We start from the raw sequence: 21,877 nt of genomic DNA, 5'->3' as shown, positions 1-21,877 counted from the left end.
CACCTGCCGATGCCCGAACGTCACCACACCAGGCCTCGCCACCAGCACCTCCACCACAACCAAGATCAGTTGCACTGAAGCCTAGAAACCACCTCTCCATCACCCTCGTTAACCTCATGATCAACCGTGGGTAGACGGACCAGTGGGGGTTGGGGGACAGCGAAGGGCCCGCCGGGTTGGCCGGCGGGCCCTTCGCGTGGTTGGTTCGGGCACTACATGCTGGCGACGTCGCCCTGCTTGGCGCGGACGGCCTCGGCGGCGGCCAGGAGGCTGGCCCGCTCGTCGGCGTCCAGGTCGGTCTCGACGACCCGACGAACACCTTCGGCGCCGATCTCAGCCTCGACACCCAGGTAGACGCCGGAGATGCCGTACTCGCCGTCGACCCAGGCGCAGACCGGCATGACGTCGCCGGAGTCCTCGGCTACCGCCTTCGCCATCCGGGCGGCAGCGGCGGACGGGGCGTAGTACGCCGAACCCGTCTTGAGCAGCGCGACCACCTCGGCGCCACCGTTGCGGGTCTTGACGACCAGTTCCTCGATCTGCTCGGCCGGCATCGCGTCGCGCAGCGGCTTGCCGTTGACGGTGCTCCTGGACGGCACCGGGACCATGGTGTCGCCGTGCGAACCCAGGGTCAGCGTGCGGACCGACGCCACCGGTACGTTGAGCGCCTCGGCGACGAAGTTGCTGAACCGGGCGGTGTCGAGCATGCCGGCCTGGCCGAGCACCCGGTTCTTGGGGAACTGGGTGGCGATCTGCGCCAGGGCGGTCATCTCGTCGAGCGGGTTGGAGACGACGATGACGACTGCGCTCGGGGCGTACTTGGCGACATTCTCGGAGACCTGCCGCACGATCTTGGCGTTGGTCTCCAGCAGGTCCATCCGGCTCATGCCCGGCTTACGCGCCAGGCCGGCGGTGATCACGACGACGTCGGAGCCCTCGATGGCCTCGTAGCCCTCGCCGTTCGGGCCGGTGGTCACGCCGACGACAGTGGTCTCGAAGCCCTCGATGGCCCGCGACTGGTTGAGGTCGAGTGCGAGGCCCGCGGGCTTGCCCTCCACGATGTCGGTGATCACAACGGTGTCGAAGACGTCGTACTCGGCCAGGCGCTGTGCGGTGGTGGAGCCGTAGAAGCCAGCCCCGACGACAGTGACCTTCTTACCCATGGTCGTCCCACTCCCTGATACCAGTCGGTTTTCCGGACCGTATCAGCCATCCTGGCACCGATCCGGCCAGGGGCGGACAGTTATGACCGGACGGACGCGAACAGCACTCGTGGGACGGCCGCGACGCCTCAGCCGCGCTCGGCACGCTCCACGACGTTGGTGAGGAGCATGGCGCGGGTCATCGGGCCGACGCCGCCGGGCATCGGCACCAGCGCGCCGGCCGTCTCGGCCACCTCGGGGTCGACGTCGCCGGTGTAGCGGCCCTTGCCGTCCGGGCCGATGACCCGGGTGATGCCGACGTCAACGACCACCGCGCCCGGGTTGATCATGTCGGCGGTCAACAGCCCCGGTACGCCGGCCGCGACGATCACGATGTCGGCGGCCCGCGTGTGCGAGGCGAGGTCGAGCGTGCCGGTGTGGCACAGGGTGACTGTGGCGTTCTCGCTGCGGCGGGTGAGCAGCAGACCGAGCGGGCGGCCGACCGTGTTGCCCCGGCCGACGACCGCCACGGTGGCACCGCGCAGCGCCACGTCGTGGCGACGGAGCAGCTCGACGATGCCGCGCGGGGTGCAGGGCAGCGGACCGTCGTAGCCGAGGACGAGGCGACCCAGGTTGACCGGGTGCAGGCCGTCGGCGTCCTTGGCCGGGTCGATCAGCTCCAGCACCCGCTGGGTGTCCAGGTGGGCGGGCAACGGCAGCTGGACGATGTAGCCGTGGCACGCCGGGTCGGCGTTCAGCTCGGCCAGGACGTCGTCGACCTGCTGCTGCGTGGCGTCGGCCGGCAGTTCCCGGCGGATCGAGGCGATGCCCACCTCGGCGCAGTCACGGTGCTTGCCGTTGACGTACGCCTGGCTGCCCGGGTCGGCCCCGACCAGGACCGTGCCGAGCCCGGGGGTGATGCCGCGCTCCGCGAGAGCCTTCACCCGTATCCGCAGCTCGTCCTTGATCTCCGCCGCGGTCGCCTTGCCGTCCAGAACCGTCGCCGTCACCACCAGATCGTCTCATGTCCGGCACCTGCCGATCCGGCGACCTCGCTCCGGCCAGCCGCCGAGGCCCCATCATCGCCGACGATAACGATGAGTCACGTGTCTCTCATCACTGTGCGTGACACTCTGTGTAATCCCTCACCGGGAAAACGGTCGGACCCCACGAACGCAGCCGGGACCGGACCGCTGACCCGAGGCCGCCGAAACCATCCCAGGCAGCCACACGCCACCCTCTTGCCGTCGGTGAATGTGCAGCTCAGCGCCGATCGTCCCGTTTGGGGTAGCACGCGCGGCGGCACCCGGCAAGGAAGGCGTCCTCGGACCGTTACGCACCCGCAACCGGGTCGTTGTCGACGGCCGGTAACGCGACCTACCGTTACCGCTTGTTGCGCAGCGTAAACCCAGCGTCGGGCCTGACTGCGCAGCGTGAGGAGATGAGGAGGCTCAATGCGAGTTCGTAGACTCGCCGCCTGGACCGCCCTCCCGCTCGCGGTGACGCTGGGCCTCGCGGCCTGCGGCAGCGGCGGAGATGGTGGATCCGGCGGCAGCGGCAGTTCGGCGGTCAGCATCCAGATCGGCGAGCCGAAGCACCTGGTTCCCACAAACACCACCGAGACGGCTGGCGCGCAGGTGCTCACCGGCCTGTTCAGCCCGCTCGTCGACTACGACGCCCAGAACAAGCCGTACGAGGTCGCCGCGCAGTCGATCACCTCGTCCGACAACAAGGTCTGGACGATCAAGCTCAAGGACGGCTTCACCTTCCACAACGGCCAGAAGGTGACTTCCGAGGACTACATCAACGCCTGGAACTACGGCGCGTACGCCCCCAACGGTCAGGACAGCAACTACTTCTTCGAGAAGATCGCTGGCTACCCGGACCTGCAGGGCAAGGAGCCGAAGGCCAAGGAGATGACCGGCCTGAAGAAGGTCGACGACCTCACCTTCACCGTGACGCTGGCCGAGCCGTACATCGACTTCCGCACGATGCTCGGTTACACCGCCTTCTACCCGATGCCGGAGGCCGCGTTCTCGGCCCCGGGCGTGCTCAAGGACTCCTACGAGCAGGCGCCGATCGGGCAGGGCCCCTTCAAGATGAAGGGCACCTGGCAGCACGACAGCAAGATCGACGTCGAGCGCTACGACGCGTACCCGGGCGAGAAGCCCAAGGTGAAGGACATCGAGTTCCGGATCTACCAGCAGCTCACCGCGGCCTACGCGGACGTCCTGGCGGACAACCTGGACGTGCTGCCCACGATCCCGAGCGAGAGCCTGAGCACCGCGCAGACCGACCTGGGCGACCGGTACCAGACCAGCCCGATGTCGTCGTTCCAGTTCCTCGCGTTCCCGACGTTCGACAAGGACTACGCCAACCCGGACGTGCGCAAGGCCATCTCGATGGCGATCGACCGTGACGAGATCACCAAGTCGGTCTTCAAGGGCTCGCAGCAGTCGGCGCGCTCCTTCGTCTCGCCGGTCCTGCCGGGCTACCGGGAGAACACCGCGGGCAAGGCGGGCGAGTTCAACCCGACCGAGGCCAAGAAGCTCTACCAGGCCGCCGGCGGCCCGAAGAAGATCGTCATCTCCTACAACGGCGACGGCGGTCACAAGGACTGGGTCGACGCCACGGTCAACCAGCTCAAGGCCAACCTGGGTGTCGACGCCGTCGGTGTCGCCGAGCCGAAGTTCGCCGACCTGCTGACCAAGGTCGAGAAGAAGACGCCTGTGGGTGCGTTCCGGATGGGTTGGGTCATGGACTACCCGACCATGGAGGACTACCTCGGCCCGCTGTACAGCACCAACGGCTCGTCGAACTACTACGGCTACAGCAACCCGGAGTTCGACAAGCTCGTCAAGGAGGGTTCCGCCGCCAAGACGCAGGACGAGGCGATCGCCAAGTACCAGCAGGCGGAGGACATCCTGGCCAAGGACATGCCGGTGATCCCGCTCCGCTTCGGCGAGAACGTGTTCGGCCACTCGTCCAAGGTCAAGAACGTGCAGATGGACCTGTTCCAGCGGGTCAACCTCGTCAAGATCGAAGCGGCCAGCTGAGCTGACCAACGGTTGCGGGTCACCCGGGCGACGACGCCCGGGTGGCCCGGACCGCGCTATCCGGCGCGGGCCCGCATGCGGCCCGGCGCGTCGGTGGCGCCGGCCTCCCCCGGGCCGGACGGCACGTCTGGAGATATTTCGGGTACGACCAGAGATGCCGTCCTGCGACCCTTTCGCATATTTCCGGAGAGACTGCTAAGCATGTTCCGCTACATCTTGCGGCGCCTACTGCAGATGGTCCTGGCGTTCTTCGGGACCACCCTGATCGTCTACGCGCTGATGTTCGCCGGCCAGGGCGACCCCATCCAGGCCCTCGCGGGCGAACGACCGGTGACCGCGGCCCAGCGGGCCTACCTGACGGAGAAGTACCACCTCGACGCGACAGGCGTCGGCGGCTTCTTCTACCGCTACTTCGACTACGTGAAGAGCCTGCTCCAGGGCGACCTCGGCCAGTCACTGACCGGCCGTTCGATCGGTGACATCCTGCAGGCGGCCTGGCCGGTCACCCTCAAGCTCGCGCTCATCGCGCTCGCCGTGGCGATCATCTTCGGAGTCAGCGCCGGTGTGGTCGCCGGCATCCGCCGGGCCAGCATCTTCGACAACTCGACGCTGGTGCTGACCCTGCTGGTGCTGGGCATCCCGACAATCGTGCTGGCGCCGCTCGCCCAGTACTTCCTGGGCGTCAAGTGGCAGCTCTTCCCGCCCACCGCCGGCTCCCAGCCGACGTTCTACGCGCTGCTGCTGCCGGGCATCGTGCTCGGATCACTGTCCCTGGCGACCGCGCTGCGGCTGACCCGTACCTCGGTGGCCGAGAACCTGCGCGCCGACTACGTCCGGACCGCGCGGTCCAAGGGCCTGGTCAAGCGCCGCATCGTCACCGTCCACGTGCTGCGCAACTCGCTCATCCCGGTGGTCACCTTCCTCGGTGTCGAACTGGGCAACCTCATGAGCGGCGCGATCATCACCGAGGGCGTCTTCAACATCCCCGGCGTGGGCTTCAACCTCTTCCGCGGCATCCGCACCGAGGACGGCCCCCTGGTGGTGGGCATCGTCAGCGTGCTCGTCGTGGTCTACCTGGTCTCGAACCTGGTGGTGGACGTCCTGTACGCCGTACTCGACCCGAGGATCCGCTATGAGTGAGCGCAGCGAACGAATCATCAGCGCAGCGTGCCTGGGCTCTCATGCCGGCGCCGAGCGCAGCGAGGTGCCGGCATGAGTGACTTTGAAACGGTGGCGGCCAGCGAGAACCAGGCCGCCCGGCGTGGCCCCTCGGGCGAGCCGGGCACGCCCAACCAGGTAGGCGCCGCGAACAAGCCGCGCAGCCTGGCCGGCGACGCCTGGCGCGACCTGCGCCGCAACCCGATCTTCTGGATCTCGCTGGCACTTGTCGTCATCTTCACCGCGATGGCGCTGGCCCCCGGTGTGTTCACCGCCAACAACCCGAACGACTGCCTACTGTCCCGGCAGCACGCCGGGCCGTCCGGCGGGGCCATCTTCGGGTACGACTTCCAGGGCTGCGACACGTACTCCCGGGCCGTCTACGGCACGCGGGCCTCGCTGCTGGTCGGCGCGCTCGCCGCGCTCGGCACCGGCATCATCGCGCTTGTCGTCGGCATGCTGGCCGGGTACTTCGGCCACTGGGTAGACGCCGTGCTCTCCCGGGTGATCGACGTGGTGCTCGGCATCCCGCTGCTGCTGGCCGCGATCGTGCTGCTCAAGCGGGTGTCCAGCGACAGCGACAACGCGCGCATCGCCGCGGTGATCTTCGTGCTGGCCATCCTGGGCTGGACCACCGCCGCCCGGGTGGTGCGCTCCTCGGTGATCACCGCCAAGGAGCAGGACTACGTGGCGGCGGCCCGGATGCTCGGCGCCGGCAACGGCCGGATCATGTGGCGACACATCCTGCCGAACTCGCTCGCCCCGGCCATCGTCGTGCTGACCATCGCGCTCGGCTCGTTCATCGCCGCCGAGGCGACGCTCTCCTTCCTGGGCATCGGCCTCAAGGCACCGACCATCTCGTGGGGCCAGGACATCGACACCGGCCGCATCCACATGCGGGAGGCGGCCACGCCGTTGATCGTCCCGTCGGCCTTCCTCGCGCTGACCGTGCTGGCGTTCATCATGCTCGGCGACGCGATCCGTGACGCCTTCGACCCGAAGCTGCGGTGACCTCATGCGAGCACGAGGAGTGGTTGAAGCGGGCCCCACAGTCGCGAGCGAAAGGCAGGCACAGCCATGACCGTTGATCCGACGCCCGCCTCCGCCACGCCCGAGGGCGGCCACCTGCTGGAACTGCGGGACCTGCACGTCGAGTTCCGGACCAACGAGGGCGTGGCCCGGGTCATCAACGGCGTGTCGTACCACCTGGACGCCGGTGAGACCCTCGCGGTGCTCGGCGAGTCCGGCTCCGGCAAGTCGGTCACCGCGCAGGCGATCATGGGCATCCTGGACACCCCGCCCGCGTTCGTCCGCTCCGGCCAGATCCTCTACCGGGGTCAGGACCTGCTCACGGCGTCCGAGGAGCAGCGCCGGCAGGTCCGCGGCAAGGAGATCGCGATGATCTTCCAGGACGCGCTCTCCGCGCTGAACCCGGTCTTCCCGGTCGGCTGGCAGATCGGCGAGACGCTGCGCCAGCGCTCCGGCATGTCCCGGGGCGACGCCCGCCGGCGGGCCGTCGAGCTGATGGACCTGGTCAAGATTCCGGGGGCCGCCAAGCGGATCGGCGACTATCCGCACCAGTTCTCCGGCGGCATGCGGCAGCGCGTCATGATCGCCATGGCGCTGGCGCTGGACCCGAAGGTGCTGATCGCCGACGAGCCCACCACCGCGCTCGACGTCACCGTGCAGGCCCAGATCATGGACCTGCTGGCCGACCTGCGCCGGGACCTCAACATGGCGATGATCCTGATCACCCACGACCTGGGTGTCGTCGCCGGTGTCGCGGACCGGATCGCCGTCATGTACGCGGGCCGGATCGTCGAGCACGCCGACGTCCGCTCGCTCTACCGGGCGCCTGCCCACCCGTACACCAAGGGGTTGTTGGAGTCGATCCCGCGGATGGACGTCCGCGGCCAGGAACTGTCGACGATCAAGGGTTTGCCGCCGAACCTGATGCGCATCCCCTCCGGCTGCCCCTTCCACCCCCGGTGCCCGTACGTCCAGCAGGTCTGCGTGGACGTGGTGCCGCACGACCTGGTCCTCGGCGACGGCCGGACCAGCGCTTGCCACTTCGCGCAGGAGGTTCGTGATGACAGCGCCCGCTAGCTCCACCAAGGTCCGGGGCGAGACCATCCTCTCCGTCGACAACCTGGTGAAGCACTTCCCGATCAGTCAGGGCGTGCTGTTCCGGCGGCAGATCGGCGCGGTCAAGGCCGTCGACGGCGTGAGTTTCGAGCTGCGCCGGGGCGAGACGCTGGGCGTGGTCGGCGAGTCCGGCTGCGGCAAGTCCACGCTCGCCCGGCTGCTGATGCGGTTGGAGACGCCCACCTCCGGGCGGGCCACCCTGGAGGGCAAGGACCTGTTCAAGGCCTCCGGGTCGGAGCTACGCCGGCTGCGCCGCAACATGCAGATGGTCATGCAGGACCCGTACACCTCGCTGAACCCTCGGATGACAGTCGGCGACATCATCGGCGAGCCGTTCGAGATCCACCCGGACGCCGCGCCGAAGGGCAGCAAGGCCAGGCGGGTCCAGGAGTTGCTGGACGTCGTCGGGCTCAACCCGGAACACATCAACAGGTACCCGCACCAGTTCTCCGGCGGTCAGCGTCAGCGCATCGGCATCGCCCGCGCGCTCGCGCTGCGGCCCGAGGTGATCGTCTGCGACGAGCCCGTCTCGGCGCTTGACGTCTCCATCCAGGCCCAGGTGATCAACCTGCTGGAGCAGCTCCAGGACGAGTTCGGGCTGTCGTACATCTTCATCGCGCACGACCTGTCCGTGGTCCGGCACATCGCCGACCGGGTGGCGGTCATGTACCTCGGTCGGATCGTCGAGATCGGCACCGAGGACGAGATCTACGAGCGTGCCACCCACCCGTACACCCAGGCACTGCTGTCGGCGGTGCCGGTGCCGGACCCGGAGGTACGCGACCAGCGCAACATGATCCGGCTGGTCGGCGACGTGCCGAGCCCGGCCGACCCGCCGAGCGGCTGCCACTTCCGGACCCGCTGCTGGAAGGCCCAGGACATCTGCGCCAAGGAAGATCCCCAGACGGTTCCCCGGGCAGCCGACCCGCACCCGTCGGCCTGCCACTTCGCCGAACTCCGCCCCACAACCGCGCGGTGATCATGGGGTTGACGGGCCGTTTCGTCCGGCTCGGGCCCGTCAACCCCATGATCAACCCAGGTCAGTGGAAGAAGTGGCGGGTTTTCGTTAGGTACATCGTGACGCTTGCCTTTCGGGCCGCTTCGATTACCTCTTCGTCTCTGATCGAGCCGCCGGGTTGGACGATCGCGCGGACGCCGGCGTCGATGAGGATCTGCGGGCCGTCGGCGAACGGGAAGAACGCGTCGGAGGCCGCTACCGAACCCCGCGCGCGGTCGGCGCCGGCGCGGGTGACCGCGAGCTGCGCGGAGTCGACCCGGTTGACCTGACCCATGCCGACCCCGACGGTGGCGCCGTCCTTGGCGAGCAGGATCGCGTTGCTCTTCACCGCGCGGACGGCCCGCCAGGCGAACGCGAGGTCGCGCAGCAGCGCCTCGTCGGCTGCCTCGCCGGTGGCCAACTGCCAGTTCGCCGGGTCGTCGCCGGAGGCGTTCACCCGGTCGGCCACCTGGGCCAGCACGCCCCCGGTCACCTGTCGCAACTCCACGAGCGACGGGGTCCAGGCCGGCGCGCGCAGCAGTCGGATGTTCTTCTTGCCCTGCAACACCTCGACCGCACCCTCGTCGAAGCCGGGGGCGACCACCACCTCGGTGAAGATGTCGGCCACCTGCCGGGCCATCTCGACCGAGACCGGGCGGTTGACCGCGATCACGCCGCCGAACGCCGACACCGGGTCGCAGTCGTGCGCCAGGCGGTGCGCCTCGGCGACGTCCGCGCCCACCGCGATCCCGCACGGGTTCGCGTGCTTGATGATCGCCACGGCCGGCTGGTCGGCGAAGTCGTTCGCGGCCCGCCAGGCGGCGTCGGCGTCGACGTAGTTGTTGTAGGACATCTCCTTGCCGTGCAGCTGCTCGGCCTGGGCCAGCCCTGCCGGGGCGTCCGGGTCGGTGTAGAGCGCGGCGGGCTGGTGCGGGTTCTCCCCGTAGCGCAGCACCGTCGACTTGCGCAGCGCCGACCCGACGAACGTCGGCCAGGAGTCGTCGGCAGGCGCCAGCTCCCGGGCGCACCACTGGGCCACCGCGACGTCGTACTCGGCGATGTCGGCGAACGCTCGGGCGGCCAACGCGCGACGCTGGGCCAGCGTGAAGCCACCCTCGTCGAGCGCGCCGAGCAGCGCCGGGTAGGCGGCCGGGTCGGTGAGTACCGCCACCGAGGCGTGGTTCTTCGCGGCGGCCCGCACCATGGCCGGGCCACCGATGTCGATCTGCTCCACGCACTCCTCGACGCCGGCGCCGGAGGCGACTGTCGCCTGGAACGGGTAGAGGTTGGAGACCAGCAGGTCGAACGCGGCCACGCCCAGCTCGTCGAGCTGTGTCACGTGGGTGTCCTTGCGCAGGTCCGCGAGGAGACCTGCGTGCACCTTCGGGTGCAGGGTCTTCACCCGGCCGTCGAGCACCTCGGGGAAGCCGGTCACCGTCTCCACAGGCGTCACCGGAACCCCGGCGGCGCCGATGGTGCTCGCCGTGCTGCCGGTGGACACGATCTCCACACCGGCCGCGTGCAGGGCCTGGGCCAGCTCGACCAGCCCGGTCTTGTCGTAGACGCTGACCAGCGCCCGCCGAATCGGGCGGCGCCCGTCCTGAGTGGGACTCACGGAACCGTGACCTTCCTTCCGGTGATGGTCCAGCCTTCGCGGACCAGCCGACCGACCTGCTCGACGAGCTGGCGGCGCTCGGCTTCCTTGATGCGCTCGGTGAGCGCGTCGACGTCGTCGTCGTCGAGCACCGGCACCGCGACCTGCGCCACGATCGGCCCGGTGTCCATGCCGGCGTCGACGAAGAAGAGCGTGGCCCCGGTGAGCTTCACGCCGTAGGCGAGGGCGTCACGCGGACCGTGGATGCCGGGGAACGCCGGCAGCAGGGTGTTGTGGGTGTTCAGGTAGCGGTCACCGAAGGCGGCGAGGAAGTGCGGGCCGACCAGCTTGAGGAAACCGGCGGAGATGACCAGGTCGGGCTGGTGCTTGGCGACGTGCGCGGTGAGCGCGACGTCCCAGTCCTCCCGCGTGTCATGGTCGCGGACCCGCTCGACGAACGTCGGCACCCCCGCCGCGTCGGCCCGGTCCAGGCCCGCGATGCCGTCGCGGTCCGCGCCTACCGCGACGACCTGCGCGCCGTACGCGGGGTCGACTGCGGCGTCCAGCAGGGCCTGCAGGTTGCTCCCGGAGCCGGAGATGAGAACGACGATGCGGGCGACAGACGCGGGCTCGGTCACCGGGCCACCCTATCGGGCAGGTCAGGACGCCCCTCGGTTGGGCGGTTCGCCGATCTGTGACAGTGACCGACGGGCGAAGTGGGCGGTTATCAGGGATATTGCGTGGTATGTCGTCGCACTGCTGTGCTGTGCCTGAGGAGGTCTGACCGCGATCATGGATGGGAACAACAGCAGCAACTGACGGAACCAGTCCAAGGAGCTTCTCGAATGCAGCCCGGCAACCCCGGTCAGGACCCGTACGGCCAGCAGCCCAACCAGGACCCGACCGCACCCCAGCCGCCGCACGACCCGTACGCCCCGCCGCCGGCCGCCCCGTACGGCCAGCAGCCCACCTCGGGTCAGCCCTACGGCCAGCCCACCTCGGGCCAGCCGTACGGCCAGCCGCCGGCGGCGCCGTACGGCCAGCAGCCCGGCGCTCCATACGGCCAGCAGCCGCAGGACCCGTACGGCGCACCGCAGGCCCCGTACGGCCAGCAGCAGCCCTACGGCGCCCCGACGTACCCGAACGCCGGCTACCCCCAGCAGCAGGGCCAGAACAACACCCTGGGCCTGGTGTCGATGATCCTCGGCATCGCGTCGATCCCGCTGGTCTGCTGCGTCTTCCTGGGCATTCCAGTCGGCATAGCGGGTGTGGTGACCGGTTACCTCGCCAAGCAGAAGGTCGCCCAGGGCCAGGCCAGCAACGCCGGCCAGGCCAAGGCCGGCCTGATCTGCGGCGCGGTCGGTGTCGGCCTGGGCATCCTGCTGCTCGTCCTGAACATCGTCGGGACCTTCAGCCTGCCGACCGAGCCCTGAGTCAACTCTGCTCCCGACGGGGCGCTCCGGATCCGTCCGGGGCGCCCCGCGCCGTCTCCGCACCACCGTCGGCCGGGCCGCCGCTGTTCGCCGGGCCGCCGCCGTTCGCCGGGCCGCCGCCGTTCAACGGGCCGCTGTTCGCCGTTGGCCGTCGTGCCGGCGGGGGTCAGGCGCCGGGGCGGACCGGCGGTGTCGCGGCGGGGCGCGGGCTCCGGGCGAGCGCCCGGGTGGCGGCGGCACCGAGTAGCGCGCCGGCCGCGACGACACCTGCCGCCACGGCGCCGACCTGCCAGGCCACCGGCCCGAGCTGCGCCAGCCGCCCCCCGCCGAGCGGGCCACCGGAGGCCGCGGCGGCGACGCCGAGCAGCACGCCGGCCACCGGACCGGCCAGCGCCGCCGGCGCCAACAGCTCCGCCCAGCGCCGCGGTGGGCGCTCCGGCCCGTCGGACCGGGCCAGCCGGCGAGCGAGCAACCAGCCGGCGACCATCCCGGCCAGCACCGGCACCGCGAGCAGCAGGGCGCCGAGCCCGTCCACCGGGCCGCGCGGCAGACCGGCGAGCAACGGTACGGCCGGCAGCGCGCCGACCGACACCTCACTGGTACGCACGGCCGTATCGACGCCGACCGCGAAGCCCGGCCCGAGCAGATAGCTTGTCGACCACACTGCGGCGTTCGGCGCGTACGCCGTGCTGACCAGGGTGATCCCGGCCTGCCCGGCCACCCCGGTCCGGTACGCGCCGATCATGTCCGCCGCGTCACCGCCACCGGTGGCCACGGCCAGGCCGGCCGCCCCGGCGCCCGCCCCGAGCAGGAGGAGCGCGGCCACCAGCCCGGTGCGTACGCCGTCGCGCAGCGGGCCGGGTATCCGGGTGACGAGCAGTCGGGTCACGGCGGTGACCCGGATCGCGCCGACCAGCGCGCCGAGCGTGCCGACCACCGCGAACGTGGCCGCCGCCCGCACCGGGGACACCTGCGGCCCGCCCGCGCCGATCAGCACCGCGGCGAGCGCGCCGAGCAGTGCGTACGCCAGGCCCACCGCTCCGGCGGCGAGCAGCGCGCGGCGCGGTGAGCGGGTGTCGCGGGCGCCGATCGCGCGGCTCACGTGCACGCCGGCCCGGGTCAGTCGCCAGATCGCGAGGACGGTCAGCGCCAGCGGGGCGAGCCCGAACGGGCCCGCCTCGGTGTGCAGCGGTACGCCGTGCCCCACCAGCCAACCGGCCAGCGCGGTGCGCAGAGTGCCGCCCAGCGTGGTGGAATCCGCGCCGAGCTGGACCAGGCCGAGCACGATGGCGACCGGCAGGTACGACGTGAGGGCCGCCCCGACGGCTGCCACCCCGGCGGCGACGGGCAGTGGCGCGCGCCCACGCGGCGACTCACCGGCGCGCGGTGCGGGCACCCGCCGGCGCGGCGCGGCGCGGTCGACCGGCCGGTCGTCGGCGCGTACGCCGCCGGCACGGCGGGGTGGGTCAGGGGTGACGGGGGACATCCGCTCTACTCTGGCACGTCGCGCGGGCGGTGGCAGTCCGTTAACCCGCCCCCGACGGCGGCGAGTTGGGCGAACCGGGGTCGGGGTGGCCCCGTCGGGTCTAGCGTCGGGCCAGAGGGGGTGGCCGTCGCGCCAACCGGGTCGCATCCACCGGTCGCGGCCCGGGTAGGCCCGCCGCCCACGACCGCCCGGAGGCACCCGTGACGTCCGCATACCCGCCACCCCCGCCGGCCAGGGGCCGCGACCGCACCACCCTCTGGGGCGTGCTGGGCATCGTCCTGGGCCTGATCTGTTGCGGCATCCTGGGCATCATCTTCGGCTACCTGTCGCTGCGCGACGCGCGGCGCAACGGCCAGTCGCCGGTCCTCGGGTACCTCGCCATCGTGTTCGGCGTGATCAACATCATCGGCGGCTCGATCCTGCGTCTCACCGGCAACTACCCGTTCTGGAACAACGACTGACCCGGCGGTACGACGAAGGGGCCGACCAGTTCTGGTCGACCCCTTCGCTGTTGTCGTGCCGGCTCAGCTGCCGGACATGATCTCCCGCATCAGCTTCGCGGTCTCGGTAGGCGTCTTGCCGACCTTGACGCCGACGGCTTCGAGCGCCGCCTGCTTCGCCTCGGCGGTGCCGGCCGAGCCGGAGATGATCGCCCCGGCGTGACCCATGGTCTTGCCGGGAGGCGCAGTGAAGCCGGCGATGTAGCCGACCACCGGCTTGGTGACGTTGCCCTTGATGAACTCGGCGGCCCGCTCCTCGGCGTCGCCGCCGATCTCACCGATCATCACGATGGCGTCGGTCTCCGGGTCGGCCTCGAACGCCTTCAGGGCGTCGATGTGCGTGGTCCCGATGATCGGGTCGCCGCCGATGCCGACGCAGGTGGAGAAGCCGATGTCACGCAGCTCGTACATCATCTGGTAGGTAAGCGTGCCGCTCTTGCTGACCAGGCCGATGCGGCCGGTGCCGGTGATGTCGGCCGGGATGATGCCGGCGTTGGAGGCGCCCGGCGAGGCGATGCCGGGGCAGTTCGGCCCGATGATCCGGGTCCGCTCGCCCTGCGCGAGGTTGTACGCCCAGAACGCGGCGGTGTCGTGCACCGGTACGCCCTCGGTGATCACCACGGCCAGCGGAATCGCGGCGTCGATCGCCTCGACCACGGCGGCCTTGGTGAACTGCGGCGGTACGAAGATGACCGTGACGTCGGCCCCGGTCTCGGCCATGGCGTCCGCCACGGACGCGAAGACCGGCAGCTCGGTGCCGTCGAAGTCGACCTTCTGGCCCGCCTTGCGCGGGTTGACGCCGCCGACGACGTTGGTGCCGGCGGCGAGCATCCGCCGGGTGTGCTTGGAGCCCTCGGAGCCGGTCATCCCCTGAACGATGACCTTCGAGTCCTTGGTCAGCCAGATAGCCATGATCAGACCCCCGCAGCTGCCAGCTCGGCGGCCCGCTCGGCCGCGCCGTCCATGGTGTCCACCCGCTGTACGAGCGGGTTGTTCGCGCCGTCCAGGATCGCCCGGCCAGCTTCGGCGTTGTTGCCGTCGAGCCGGACGACGAGCGGCTTGGTGACCTTCTCGCCGCGCTGCTCCAGCAGGGCGAGCGCCTGGATGATGCCGTTGGCGACCTCGTCGCAGGCGGTGATGCCGCCGAAGACGTTGACGAAGACGCTCTTCACTGCCGGGTCGGAGAGCACGATCTCCAGCCCGTTCGCCATCACCGCGGCGCTCGCGCCGCCGCCGATGTCGAGGAAGTTGGCAGGCTTGACGTTGCCGTGCCGCTCACCGGCGTACGCGACGACGTCGAGGGTCGACATGACCAGACCCGCGCCGTTGCCGATGATGCCGACCTCGCCGTCGAGCTTGACGTAGTTGAGGTCCTTGGCCTTGGCGGCCTGCTCCAGCGGGTCCACGGCGGCCTGGTCGACCAGGGCCTCGTGGTCCGGGTGCCGGAACGCGGCGTTCTCGTCCAGGGTGATCTTGGCGTCGAGCAGCAGCAGCCGCCCGTCACCGTTCTTCGCGAGGGGGTTGACCTCGACCAGGGTGGCGTCCTCGGCGACGAACGCCTGCCACAGGCCGACGGCCACCTCGACGACCTGGTCGGCGACCTCGGCCGGGAAGCCGGCGGCGGTGACGATCTCCCGCGCCTTGGCCTCGTCGACGCCGGTGTTGGCGTCGATCGGCGCCTTCACGACCCGGTCCGGGGTGTCGGCGGCGACCTGCTCGATGTCCATACCGCCGGCCACGCTGGCGATGCAGAGGAAGGTGCGGTTCGCTCGGTCGAGCAGGTACGAGAAGTAGTACTCCTCGGCCACGTCGGCGGTCACGGTGATCATGACCTTGTGGACGGTGTGACCCTTGATGTCCATGCCGAGGATGTCGGTGGCGCGAGCCACCGTCTCCTCGGCGCCCTCGGCCAGCTTGACGCCGCCGGCCTTACCTCGGCCGCCGACCTTCACCTGCGCCTTGACGACCACGCGACCGCCGAGGCGTTCGGCGATCGCACGGGCCTCTTCCGGGGTAGTGGCGACGCCGCCGGCCAGCACGGGCAAGCCGTGCCGCTCGAACAGGTCCCGCCCCTGGTACTCGTACAGGTCCACGATTGCGCGTCCCGTCCCGTCTCCGCGGCGCGCCGTCGCGCCGCCACCAGCGTTCAGAAAACAGTTTGACGCCTGTCATCAGTTGAAACAGGCCATTGGCGGCAGCCTAGCGATGCGGGCACCGCCGGCAACCGAGCGGGTGCACGGTGTGCGGTAATGCACAACCGGGTGCCGACTGCGGCCGATTCCGGCCGCGCCGCGGGCGGCATCAACCGTCCGGGCGATGTTGCCGGGGGTCCGTAACCCGCCCGTCGGGGCGTCGTTGAGTCAGGTGTCGGCGCGCTGAGCAGCGCAAAGACGGGATACGGCCGATGCCCTGTCGGTCGAGGGGTGGCGGCGGGGCATCGTGCATAGAGGGGCCGGACGTGTGAGGGGTGCGTCCGGCCCCTCCCCCGTGCCCAAAATCCGGGTCAGCGCAGCGGATCGGCCGCGGCCTCAGGCGACAGGCTGCGCCACGTTCTGCCGGACCCACTCGACGATCGCCTGAGTGGTGGCGCCCGGCGTGAAGATCTTCGCGACGCCCAGCTTCTCCAGCTCGGGAATGTCGCCGTTGGGGATGATGCCCCCGCCGAACACCACGATGTCGCGGGCGTCCCGCTCACCGAGCAACTCCAACACCCGACGGAAGAGCGTCATGTGCGCGCCGGAGAGGACGGAGAGACCGACGGCGTCGGCGTCCTCCTGGATGGCCGTCTCCACGATCTGCTCGGGCGTCTGGTGCAGGCCGGTGTAGACGACCTCCATCCCCGCGTCGCGCAGGGCACGTGCGACGACCTTCGCGCCACGGTCGTGGCCGTCCAGACCGGGCTTCGCGACGACGACCCGAATACGAGAGCTCATCAGCGCACACCTTTCACCGGCTCCACGGCCTTCACCTGAACGAACGGTAACCCGGCCGGCCGGAGCCGGGAAATCCGGGCCGGAAACACGTCCGACATTCCGCCGACGTCGGGGTGTCGCCTGCTTCACCTCCTTAGCCGGGTCCCGGCGTCAAGCCGGACGACTCCGCCGGATCGGTCACGCTCGGCGACGAACGGGTGGTTACGGGGGCACCGTTCGACGGCGCGATGCATGACAATCTTGGACGCAAACGGACAGATCGACACGCCAATTCTGCGCTCTGGCTTGTGACTCGCCTGGTGGTTGGCTAACGTGTCCACGGTTGTCATCAGGTCCATGGACGGGTGACGACGCGGTCGGCAGACGTTCACCAGAGCTTCACGGACGTCCATCGGCCGCCTCGGAACCCCGACAACGGAGGGTGTGCGTGCGCCAGCGCCTGTCGTCTGAGCCCGATCGATATCGCGGTCGCCGCCGCGTACCCACCCCACCGCGTAGCCGTTACGCGGCCGTCGTCACCACCGCCTTCGTCGGCGCGGGCATCGTCGCGCTTGGCGCGTCGGCCCTGCCGGACGCCAAGGACGTCAGCCCGACGGTGCTCGACGAGCTCAAGCAGGCGTCGGTCACCAGTCAGGACGTCGCGGCCCGCGCGGACAACGCCGAGCGCGCCTCCCGGGACAGCCGCACCAAGGTTGCGGCCGAGCCCGAGGTCTGGATGCTGCCGCTGCAGGGCTACGACTTCAACTCCCCGTACGGGATGCGGTGGGGCAAGCTGCACACAGGCGTCGACCTGGTCGTCCCCGAGGGCACGCCGTACGTGGCGGTCCACGACGGGCTGGTCACCAAGGCCGGCTGGTTCGGTGGCTACGGCTACGCGGTCATCGTCCAGCACACCGACGGCAGCGAGGCCATCTACGGCCACTCCTCCGCGCTCAGCGTCAAGGAGGGCCAGCAGGTCAAGGCGGGCGACCAGCTGGGCCTGGTGGGTCAGACCGGCCACGCGTACGGCACCCACCTGCACCTTGAGCTGCATGTCAAGGGCGCGCCGATCGACCCCGTTCCGTACCTGCAGGACCGCGGAGTGGACATCAAGCTGCAAGTCGAGGCAATCTACCCCGACGCAGCGGCTTCCTGACTCTGCGTACTGATCGTTGACCGCCCGGATCTGCCGATCCGGGCGGTTTTTCGTTGTCCCCGTCCGACGGATGTCTGCTGGATCACAGGACGGACTGTGACCGACGGCACGGCAACACATGATCACTTTTCCGGACGGACCGCATCAGACCGGCGTATACCCGGTCAGCCGGTCTGCGGCCCACGATCCCGGTACCGGGTCCCGGGCTGTCGTCCGGCTCGGCCCGACACCAATATTTCGAGGTCAAGTGCCCCTCGACTGTGAAGGTCCGCCGTGCAGGAAGACAGCCCCGTCCAGAACGAGAACACCCCCGACACCACCGTCGAGCAGCCGCGAGGTGGCCGCCGACGGAACCGCCTCATCGTGGCCGGCGCGGCCGCGCTGGTCGCCCTCGGCCTGGGCGGGGTCGCCGTCGCCACCTCCGGCCCCGACCGGCCGGCGCCCACCGCCGTCTCGCTCGACGCCCAGTCCCGCGCCGACGCCGCCGGCCGGGCCGACCGCTCGGTCCGCGAGTCGAGCGCGCCGGCCTCCCCGTCCGCCAGCCCGACCGTGAGCCCGTCGACGGCAAGCGCGAGCCCGACACCGACGAAGACGGCCACCGCGAAGCCGAAGCCGAAGCCGAAGAAGACCACCAGGCCGACGGCCGCCTGGGTCGACCCGATGCCGGGCGCCTCGGTCACCTCCTGCTACGGCCAGCGCTGGGGCACCCTGCACGCCGGGATCGACCTGGCGCTGCCCTCGGGCACCCCCATCCACGCCGCGGCCGCAGGCACGGTCACCCAGGCCGGTGACGCCGCCGACGGGTACGGCAACTCCGTCTTCATCGACCACGGCAACGGCTACCTGACCCACTACGCCCACCAGAGCCGCATCGCGGTCACCGTCGGGCAGAAGGTCAAGGCCGGCCAGGTGATCGGCTACGAGGGCGCCACGGGCGACGCCACGGGCCCGCACCTGCACTTCGAGGTGCACCAGGGCATGTGGAACCAGATCGACCCCGCGCCCTTCATGCGCGCGCACGGCGTCGACCTGGGCTGCTGAGCCTGGCGTCAAGTCGCCGATGTGGGGGTGTCCGGGAGTTCGGATGCCCCCATGTCGGCGATGTGGAGTGGACCGCCTCCTCGGTGTCAGAGCTTGTCGACCGGGGCGTGGCGCAGCACCAGCCACATGGTCTGGTCGCCGAAGTCGATCTGCGCGCGGGCGCCCGGGCCGTGCCCCTCCACGGCCAGCACCCGCCCCAGCCCGTAGCGCTGGTGGTTGACCCGGTCGCCAGCAGCCACCTTCGGCCCCTGCGGCAGCTCACTGGCCGTGGTCAACCGGCTGGCGTCCACGCCGAGCCGCTGGGCAAGCTGCGCCGCCTTCGGCGTACCCCCGGTGAAGGTGCCGCGTCCGCCGGGCGCGCGGTCCGCGCGCCCGCCGACGCCGCCGCCCCCGCCGGCCCACGAGGTGTACGACCCCTCGGTGCGCTCCCAGCGCACCAGCTCCGGTGGCAGCTCCTCCAGGAACCGCGACGGCGGGTTGTAGGAGGGCTGCCCCCACGCCGAGCGGGTGACGGCCCGCGAGAGGTAGAGCCGCTGCCGGGCGCGGGTGATGCCGACGTACGCCAGTCGGCGCTCCTCCTCCAGCTCGCGGGTGTCGCCGAGCGAGCGCAGGTGCGGGAAGACGCCGTCCTCCAGCCCGGTCAGGAAGACCACCGGGAACTCCAGGCCCTTGGCGGTGTGCAACGTCATGAGCGTGACGACGCCTTGGTGGTCGGGATCGTCGGAGGGGATCTGGTCGGCGTCGGCCACCAGCGCGACCTGCTCCAGGAAACCCGCCACGGTGGCCCGTTCGCCGTCGGCGCCGGTCGCCTCGATCCGCTCGGTGTACTCCCGGGCGACGCTTACCAACTCCTGGAGGTTGTCCACCCGGCCCGCGTCCTGCGGGTCCAGGCTCTCCTCCAACTCGGTGAGGTAGCCCGAGCGGGTCAGCAGGGCCTCCAGCACCTCCTCCGGGGTGCCGGTCTCGGCCAGCTCCCGCGCGCCGTCGAGCAGCGCCACGAAGTCACCGATGCCGTTGGCCGCCCGGGTGGAGATGCCGGGCGCCTCCCGGGCCCGGCGCAGCGCCGCGCCGAAGGAGATCCGATCACGGCTGGACAGCGCCTCGACGCACGCCTCCGCGCGGTCGCCGATCCCCCGGCGGGGAGTGTTCAGCACCCGCCGCAGGCTCACCGTGTCGTCGTCGTTGACCACGGAGCGCAGGTACGCGAGAGCGTCGCGGACCTCCTTGCGCTCGTAGAAGCGCACCCCGCCGACCACCTTGTACGGCAGGCCGGCGCGGATGAACACCTCCTCGAAGACACGGGACTGGGCGTTGGTGCGGTAGAAGACCGCGACGTCGCCGGGCCGGGTCTCGTCGGCGTCGACCAGCCGGTCGATCTCCCGGCCCACCCAGTCCGCCTCGGCGTGTTCGGTGTCGGCCACGTAGCCGACGATCCGCTCGCCGTCGCCGGCCTCGCTCCACAGCCGCTTCGGCTTGCGGGAGGTGTTCCGGTCGATCACCGCGTTGGCGGCGTTGAGGATGGTCTGGGTGGAGCGGTAGTTCTGCTCCAGCAGGATCGTCCGCGCGTCGGTGAAGTCCCGCTCGAACTCCAGGATGTTGCGGATCGTCGCGCCCCGGAAGGCGTAGATCGACTGGTCGGCGTCACCGACCACGCACAGCTCGGCCGGCTCCAGCCCGTCGGTGCCGGAGACCAGCTCCTTGATCAGGACGTACTGGGCGTGGTTGGTGTCCTGGTATTCGTCGACCAGCACGTGCCGGAACCGTCGCCGGTAGCTCTCCGCGACGTGCGGATGGGACTGGAGCAGGTGCACCGTCGTCATGATCAGGTCGTCGAAGTCCAGCGCGTGGGCCTCGCGCAGCCGGCGCTGGTAGAGCGTGTACGCCTCGGAGAGCGCCCGCTCATTGGGCCCGCTGGCCCGCGCGGCGAACTGCTCCGGGTCGACCAGCTCGTTCTTGAGGTTGGAGACCTGGGCGGCCAGACCACGCGCCGGGTAGCGCTTCGGGTCGAGATCCAGCTCGCGGGTGACCAGCTGCATCAGTCGCCGGGAGTCGTCCGCGTCGTAGATCGAGAACGTCGACTTGAGGCCGGCGTGCTCGTGCTCGGCGCGCAGGATGCGGACGCACGCCGAGTGGAACGTCGACACCCACATCAGTCGGGCCCGTGGCCCGACCAGCGCGGCGACCCGCTCCTTCATCTCGCCGGCCGCCTTGTTGGTGAAGGTGATGGCGATGATCTCACCGGGATGCACGTCCCGTGCGGCGAGCAGGTAGGCGATCCGGTGGGTGAGCACCCGCGTCTTGCCGGACCCCGCACCGGCAACGATCAGCAACGGGGAACCGGCGTGGCTGACGGCGTCGCGCTGCGGCCCGTTCAGGCCGGCCAGGAGCTGCTGCGGGTCGAGGCGGGCGGAGGCCGACCCGGGCCGGTGCGGACGGGCCGGCGCGGACTCCGGCGCGGGCGGGGACGCGGGAATGTCGAAGAGAGGATGCATCGCGCGACAAGTCTATGCCGCCGGCCGGACACTTCCCGACCGCGCCGTCCGCCGGGGCGGGCCGTCTCGCCGGTGCCTCCGGGTGCGGGGCCGAGCCGCCCTTTTGCGCGTGAATCCTTGCGCACCGGCCATCGGCGTGGGCATACTCGACGGCGTGATCGCTGCGCGCTACTACTTTTACTACGGCACCGGGAGTCCGGCTGCCGTAGGTCGCGCCTGATCGACAGACCTACGAAATGCCCCGGGCTCCTGGAGCCCGGGGCTTTTTCGTCCCGGGTTCCGGGCACCGGGCACCACAGCGCGAGAGGTACCCGATGATGACAGACGTGGTGGAGCAGAACGGCGGTCCGGCCGGCCCGGAGGCGGGCCAGCCCTCGGTGGGCGGTGGCGCACCGGAGGTCCCTTCGACGCGAAGCGACGACCCGGCCGAGGCACGGACCGGCACCGTGGAGCCGACCGCCGCCGCGCGGATCGTGCAGATCAGGGAACGGATCGACGAGATCGACCACGCGTTGATCGCGCTCTGGCAGGAGCGGGCCGCGTTGTCGCAGGAGGTCGGGGCGACCCGGATGGCATCCGGCGGAACCCGCCTGGTGCTCTCCCGGGAACGGGACATCCTGGAGCGCTTCCGGGTTGCGCTGGGAGCCGACGGCACCCAACTGGCGCTGCTGCTTCTGCGCGCGGGCCGCGGGCCGCTCTGACGCCCCGTCGGTGGGCCGTGGGCCGCTCTGACGCCCCGCCGGTGGACCGCGGGCCGCTCTGACG

Annotated in this window: 19 protein-coding genes; 10 read left to right on the top strand and 9 right to left on the bottom strand. The window is 70.6% G+C overall.

What is annotated here, in order from left to right; all coding sequences use genetic code 11:
* Positions 1 to 212: 212 nt before the first annotated feature.
* A complete protein-coding gene (locus ACLQ26_RS04070) occupies positions 213 to 1,163 on the bottom strand; it encodes a malate dehydrogenase (protein WP_425743116.1) in 951 nt (316 codons plus the stop codon).
* Between the two features lie 128 nt (positions 1,164 to 1,291).
* The gene (locus ACLQ26_RS04065) at positions 1,292 to 2,152 is read right to left on the bottom strand and encodes a bifunctional methylenetetrahydrofolate dehydrogenase/methenyltetrahydrofolate cyclohydrolase (protein ID WP_344354624.1); all 861 of its coding nucleotides are present in this window, start codon (positions 2,150 to 2,152) and stop codon (positions 1,292 to 1,294) included.
* Positions 2,153 to 2,596: 444 nt separating this feature from the next.
* Here ACLQ26_RS04065 and ACLQ26_RS04060 point away from each other — a divergent pair, with 444 nt between their 5' ends.
* The 5 genes from ACLQ26_RS04060 to ACLQ26_RS04040 all read left to right on the top strand — a co-directional run bounded on the left by ACLQ26_RS04060 (position 2,597) and on the right by ACLQ26_RS04040 (position 8,480).
* Positions 2,597 to 4,198, top strand: coding sequence for a peptide ABC transporter substrate-binding protein (locus ACLQ26_RS04060; protein ID WP_425743115.1), 1,602 nt, complete (start codon positions 2,597 to 2,599; stop codon positions 4,196 to 4,198).
* A 201-nt stretch (positions 4,199 to 4,399) separates the two neighbouring features.
* Positions 4,400 to 5,338, top strand: a complete 939-nt coding sequence (locus ACLQ26_RS04055; protein ID WP_425743114.1) for an ABC transporter permease — start codon at positions 4,400 to 4,402, stop codon at positions 5,336 to 5,338.
* 72 nt (positions 5,339 to 5,410) lie between these two features.
* Entirely contained in the window at positions 5,411 to 6,367 is a 957-nt protein-coding gene (locus tag ACLQ26_RS04050; RefSeq protein WP_425743113.1) for an ABC transporter permease, read from the top strand.
* Positions 6,368 to 6,433: 66 nt separating this feature from the next.
* Complete coding sequence (locus tag ACLQ26_RS04045) at positions 6,434 to 7,462, top strand: ABC transporter ATP-binding protein (protein WP_363680280.1); 1,029 nt, start codon at positions 6,434 to 6,436, stop codon at positions 7,460 to 7,462.
* Complete coding sequence (locus ACLQ26_RS04040; RefSeq protein WP_425743112.1) at positions 7,446 to 8,480, top strand: ABC transporter ATP-binding protein; 1,035 nt, start codon at positions 7,446 to 7,448, stop codon at positions 8,478 to 8,480. The genes ACLQ26_RS04045 and ACLQ26_RS04040 overlap by 17 nt, the downstream gene beginning before the upstream one ends.
* A gap of 61 nt (positions 8,481 to 8,541) precedes the next feature.
* On the opposite strand, the gene purH is transcribed toward ACLQ26_RS04040, so the two are convergent.
* Both purH and purN read right to left on the bottom strand, forming a co-directional pair.
* Positions 8,542 to 10,113, bottom strand: a complete 1,572-nt coding sequence (gene purH / locus ACLQ26_RS04035) for a bifunctional phosphoribosylaminoimidazolecarboxamide formyltransferase/IMP cyclohydrolase (protein ID WP_425743111.1) — start codon at positions 10,111 to 10,113, stop codon at positions 8,542 to 8,544.
* A complete protein-coding gene (purN, locus tag ACLQ26_RS04030; RefSeq protein ID WP_266246093.1) occupies positions 10,110 to 10,730 on the bottom strand; it encodes a phosphoribosylglycinamide formyltransferase in 621 nt (206 codons plus the stop codon). The genes purH and purN overlap by 4 nt, the downstream gene beginning before the upstream one ends.
* Before the next feature lie 207 nt (positions 10,731 to 10,937).
* Here purN and ACLQ26_RS04025 point away from each other — a divergent pair, with 207 nt between their 5' ends.
* Positions 10,938 to 11,525 (top strand): DUF4190 domain-containing protein, encoded by a 588-nt coding sequence (locus ACLQ26_RS04025; protein ID WP_344354619.1) that lies wholly within the window; start codon positions 10,938 to 10,940, stop codon positions 11,523 to 11,525.
* A gap of 166 nt (positions 11,526 to 11,691) precedes the next feature.
* Here the strand turns inward: ACLQ26_RS04025 and ACLQ26_RS04020 are convergent, their stop codons facing one another.
* Positions 11,692 to 13,011 (bottom strand): DUF6350 family protein, encoded by a 1,320-nt coding sequence (locus ACLQ26_RS04020; protein WP_425743110.1) that lies wholly within the window; start codon positions 13,009 to 13,011, stop codon positions 11,692 to 11,694.
* A gap of 200 nt (positions 13,012 to 13,211) precedes the next feature.
* Here ACLQ26_RS04020 and ACLQ26_RS04015 point away from each other — a divergent pair, with 200 nt between their 5' ends.
* Complete coding sequence (locus tag ACLQ26_RS04015; RefSeq protein ID WP_363680290.1) at positions 13,212 to 13,472, top strand: DUF4190 domain-containing protein; 261 nt, start codon at positions 13,212 to 13,214, stop codon at positions 13,470 to 13,472.
* 63 nt (positions 13,473 to 13,535) lie between these two features.
* On the opposite strand, the gene sucD is transcribed toward ACLQ26_RS04015, so the two are convergent.
* The 3 genes from sucD to ACLQ26_RS04000 form a co-directional block, all read right to left on the bottom strand.
* Entirely contained in the window at positions 13,536 to 14,423 is an 888-nt protein-coding gene (sucD, locus tag ACLQ26_RS04010; protein ID WP_425743109.1) for a succinate--CoA ligase subunit alpha, read from the bottom strand.
* 2 nt (positions 14,424 to 14,425) lie between these two features.
* Entirely contained in the window at positions 14,426 to 15,604 is a 1,179-nt protein-coding gene (gene sucC / locus ACLQ26_RS04005) for an ADP-forming succinate--CoA ligase subunit beta (protein WP_007465023.1), read from the bottom strand.
* 435 nt (positions 15,605 to 16,039) lie between these two features.
* Positions 16,040 to 16,444: a cobalamin B12-binding domain-containing protein gene (locus ACLQ26_RS04000; RefSeq protein WP_203178796.1), complete on the bottom strand. Its 405-nt coding sequence runs from the start codon at positions 16,442 to 16,444 to the stop codon at positions 16,040 to 16,042.
* A 427-nt stretch (positions 16,445 to 16,871) separates the two neighbouring features.
* Between ACLQ26_RS04000 and ACLQ26_RS03995 the strand changes: the two genes are divergently transcribed.
* Positions 16,872 to 17,579 (top strand): M23 family metallopeptidase, encoded by a 708-nt coding sequence (locus tag ACLQ26_RS03995; protein ID WP_425743108.1) that lies wholly within the window; start codon positions 16,872 to 16,874, stop codon positions 17,577 to 17,579.
* A 273-nt stretch (positions 17,580 to 17,852) separates the two neighbouring features.
* Positions 17,853 to 18,620 carry a M23 family metallopeptidase gene (locus ACLQ26_RS03990; protein WP_425743107.1) on the top strand — a complete coding sequence of 256 codons (768 nt, stop codon included), beginning with the start codon at positions 17,853 to 17,855 and terminating at the stop codon, positions 18,618 to 18,620.
* An 86-nt stretch (positions 18,621 to 18,706) separates the two neighbouring features.
* Here ACLQ26_RS03990 and pcrA read toward each other — a convergent pair whose 3' ends face one another.
* Positions 18,707 to 21,112 carry a DNA helicase PcrA gene (pcrA, locus tag ACLQ26_RS03985; RefSeq protein WP_425743106.1) on the bottom strand — a complete coding sequence of 802 codons (2,406 nt, stop codon included), beginning with the start codon at positions 21,110 to 21,112 and terminating at the stop codon, positions 18,707 to 18,709.
* A 314-nt stretch (positions 21,113 to 21,426) separates the two neighbouring features.
* Here pcrA and ACLQ26_RS03980 point away from each other — a divergent pair, with 314 nt between their 5' ends.
* The gene (locus ACLQ26_RS03980; RefSeq protein ID WP_425743105.1) at positions 21,427 to 21,813 is read left to right on the top strand and encodes a chorismate mutase; all 387 of its coding nucleotides are present in this window, start codon (positions 21,427 to 21,429) and stop codon (positions 21,811 to 21,813) included.
* Positions 21,814 to 21,877 lie beyond the last annotated feature (64 nt).

This window comes from Micromonospora sp. DT43 (assembly GCF_049841645.1).
GTDB lineage: Bacteria > Actinomycetota > Actinomycetes > Mycobacteriales > Micromonosporaceae > Micromonospora.
This window is presented reverse-complemented; position numbering and strand designations above follow the sequence as displayed.

Coding starts and splice junctions, on each gene's coding strand:
- ACLQ26_RS04070 (WP_425743116.1), bottom strand. CDS start 1,163: ATGGGTAAGAAGGTCACTGTCGTCGGGGCTGGCTTCTACGGCTCCACC.
- ACLQ26_RS04060 (WP_425743115.1), top strand. CDS start 2,597: ATGCGAGTTCGTAGACTCGCCGCCTGGACCGCCCTCCCGCTCGCGGTG.
- ACLQ26_RS04055 (WP_425743114.1), top strand. CDS start 4,400: ATGTTCCGCTACATCTTGCGGCGCCTACTGCAGATGGTCCTGGCGTTC.
- ACLQ26_RS04050 (WP_425743113.1), top strand. CDS start 5,411: ATGAGTGACTTTGAAACGGTGGCGGCCAGCGAGAACCAGGCCGCCCGG.
- ACLQ26_RS04045 (WP_363680280.1), top strand. CDS start 6,434: ATGACCGTTGATCCGACGCCCGCCTCCGCCACGCCCGAGGGCGGCCAC.
- ACLQ26_RS04040 (WP_425743112.1), top strand. CDS start 7,446: ATGACAGCGCCCGCTAGCTCCACCAAGGTCCGGGGCGAGACCATCCTC.
- ACLQ26_RS04025 (WP_344354619.1), top strand. CDS start 10,938: ATGCAGCCCGGCAACCCCGGTCAGGACCCGTACGGCCAGCAGCCCAAC.
- ACLQ26_RS04020 (WP_425743110.1), bottom strand. CDS start 13,011: ATGTCCCCCGTCACCCCTGACCCACCCCGCCGTGCCGGCGGCGTACGC.
- sucD (WP_425743109.1), bottom strand. CDS start 14,423: ATGGCTATCTGGCTGACCAAGGACTCGAAGGTCATCGTTCAGGGGATG.
- ACLQ26_RS04000 (WP_203178796.1), bottom strand. CDS start 16,444: ATGAGCTCTCGTATTCGGGTCGTCGTCGCGAAGCCCGGTCTGGACGGC.
- pcrA (WP_425743106.1), bottom strand. CDS start 21,112: ATGCATCCTCTCTTCGACATTCCCGCGTCCCCGCCCGCGCCGGAGTCC.
- ACLQ26_RS03980 (WP_425743105.1), top strand. CDS start 21,427: ATGATGACAGACGTGGTGGAGCAGAACGGCGGTCCGGCCGGCCCGGAG.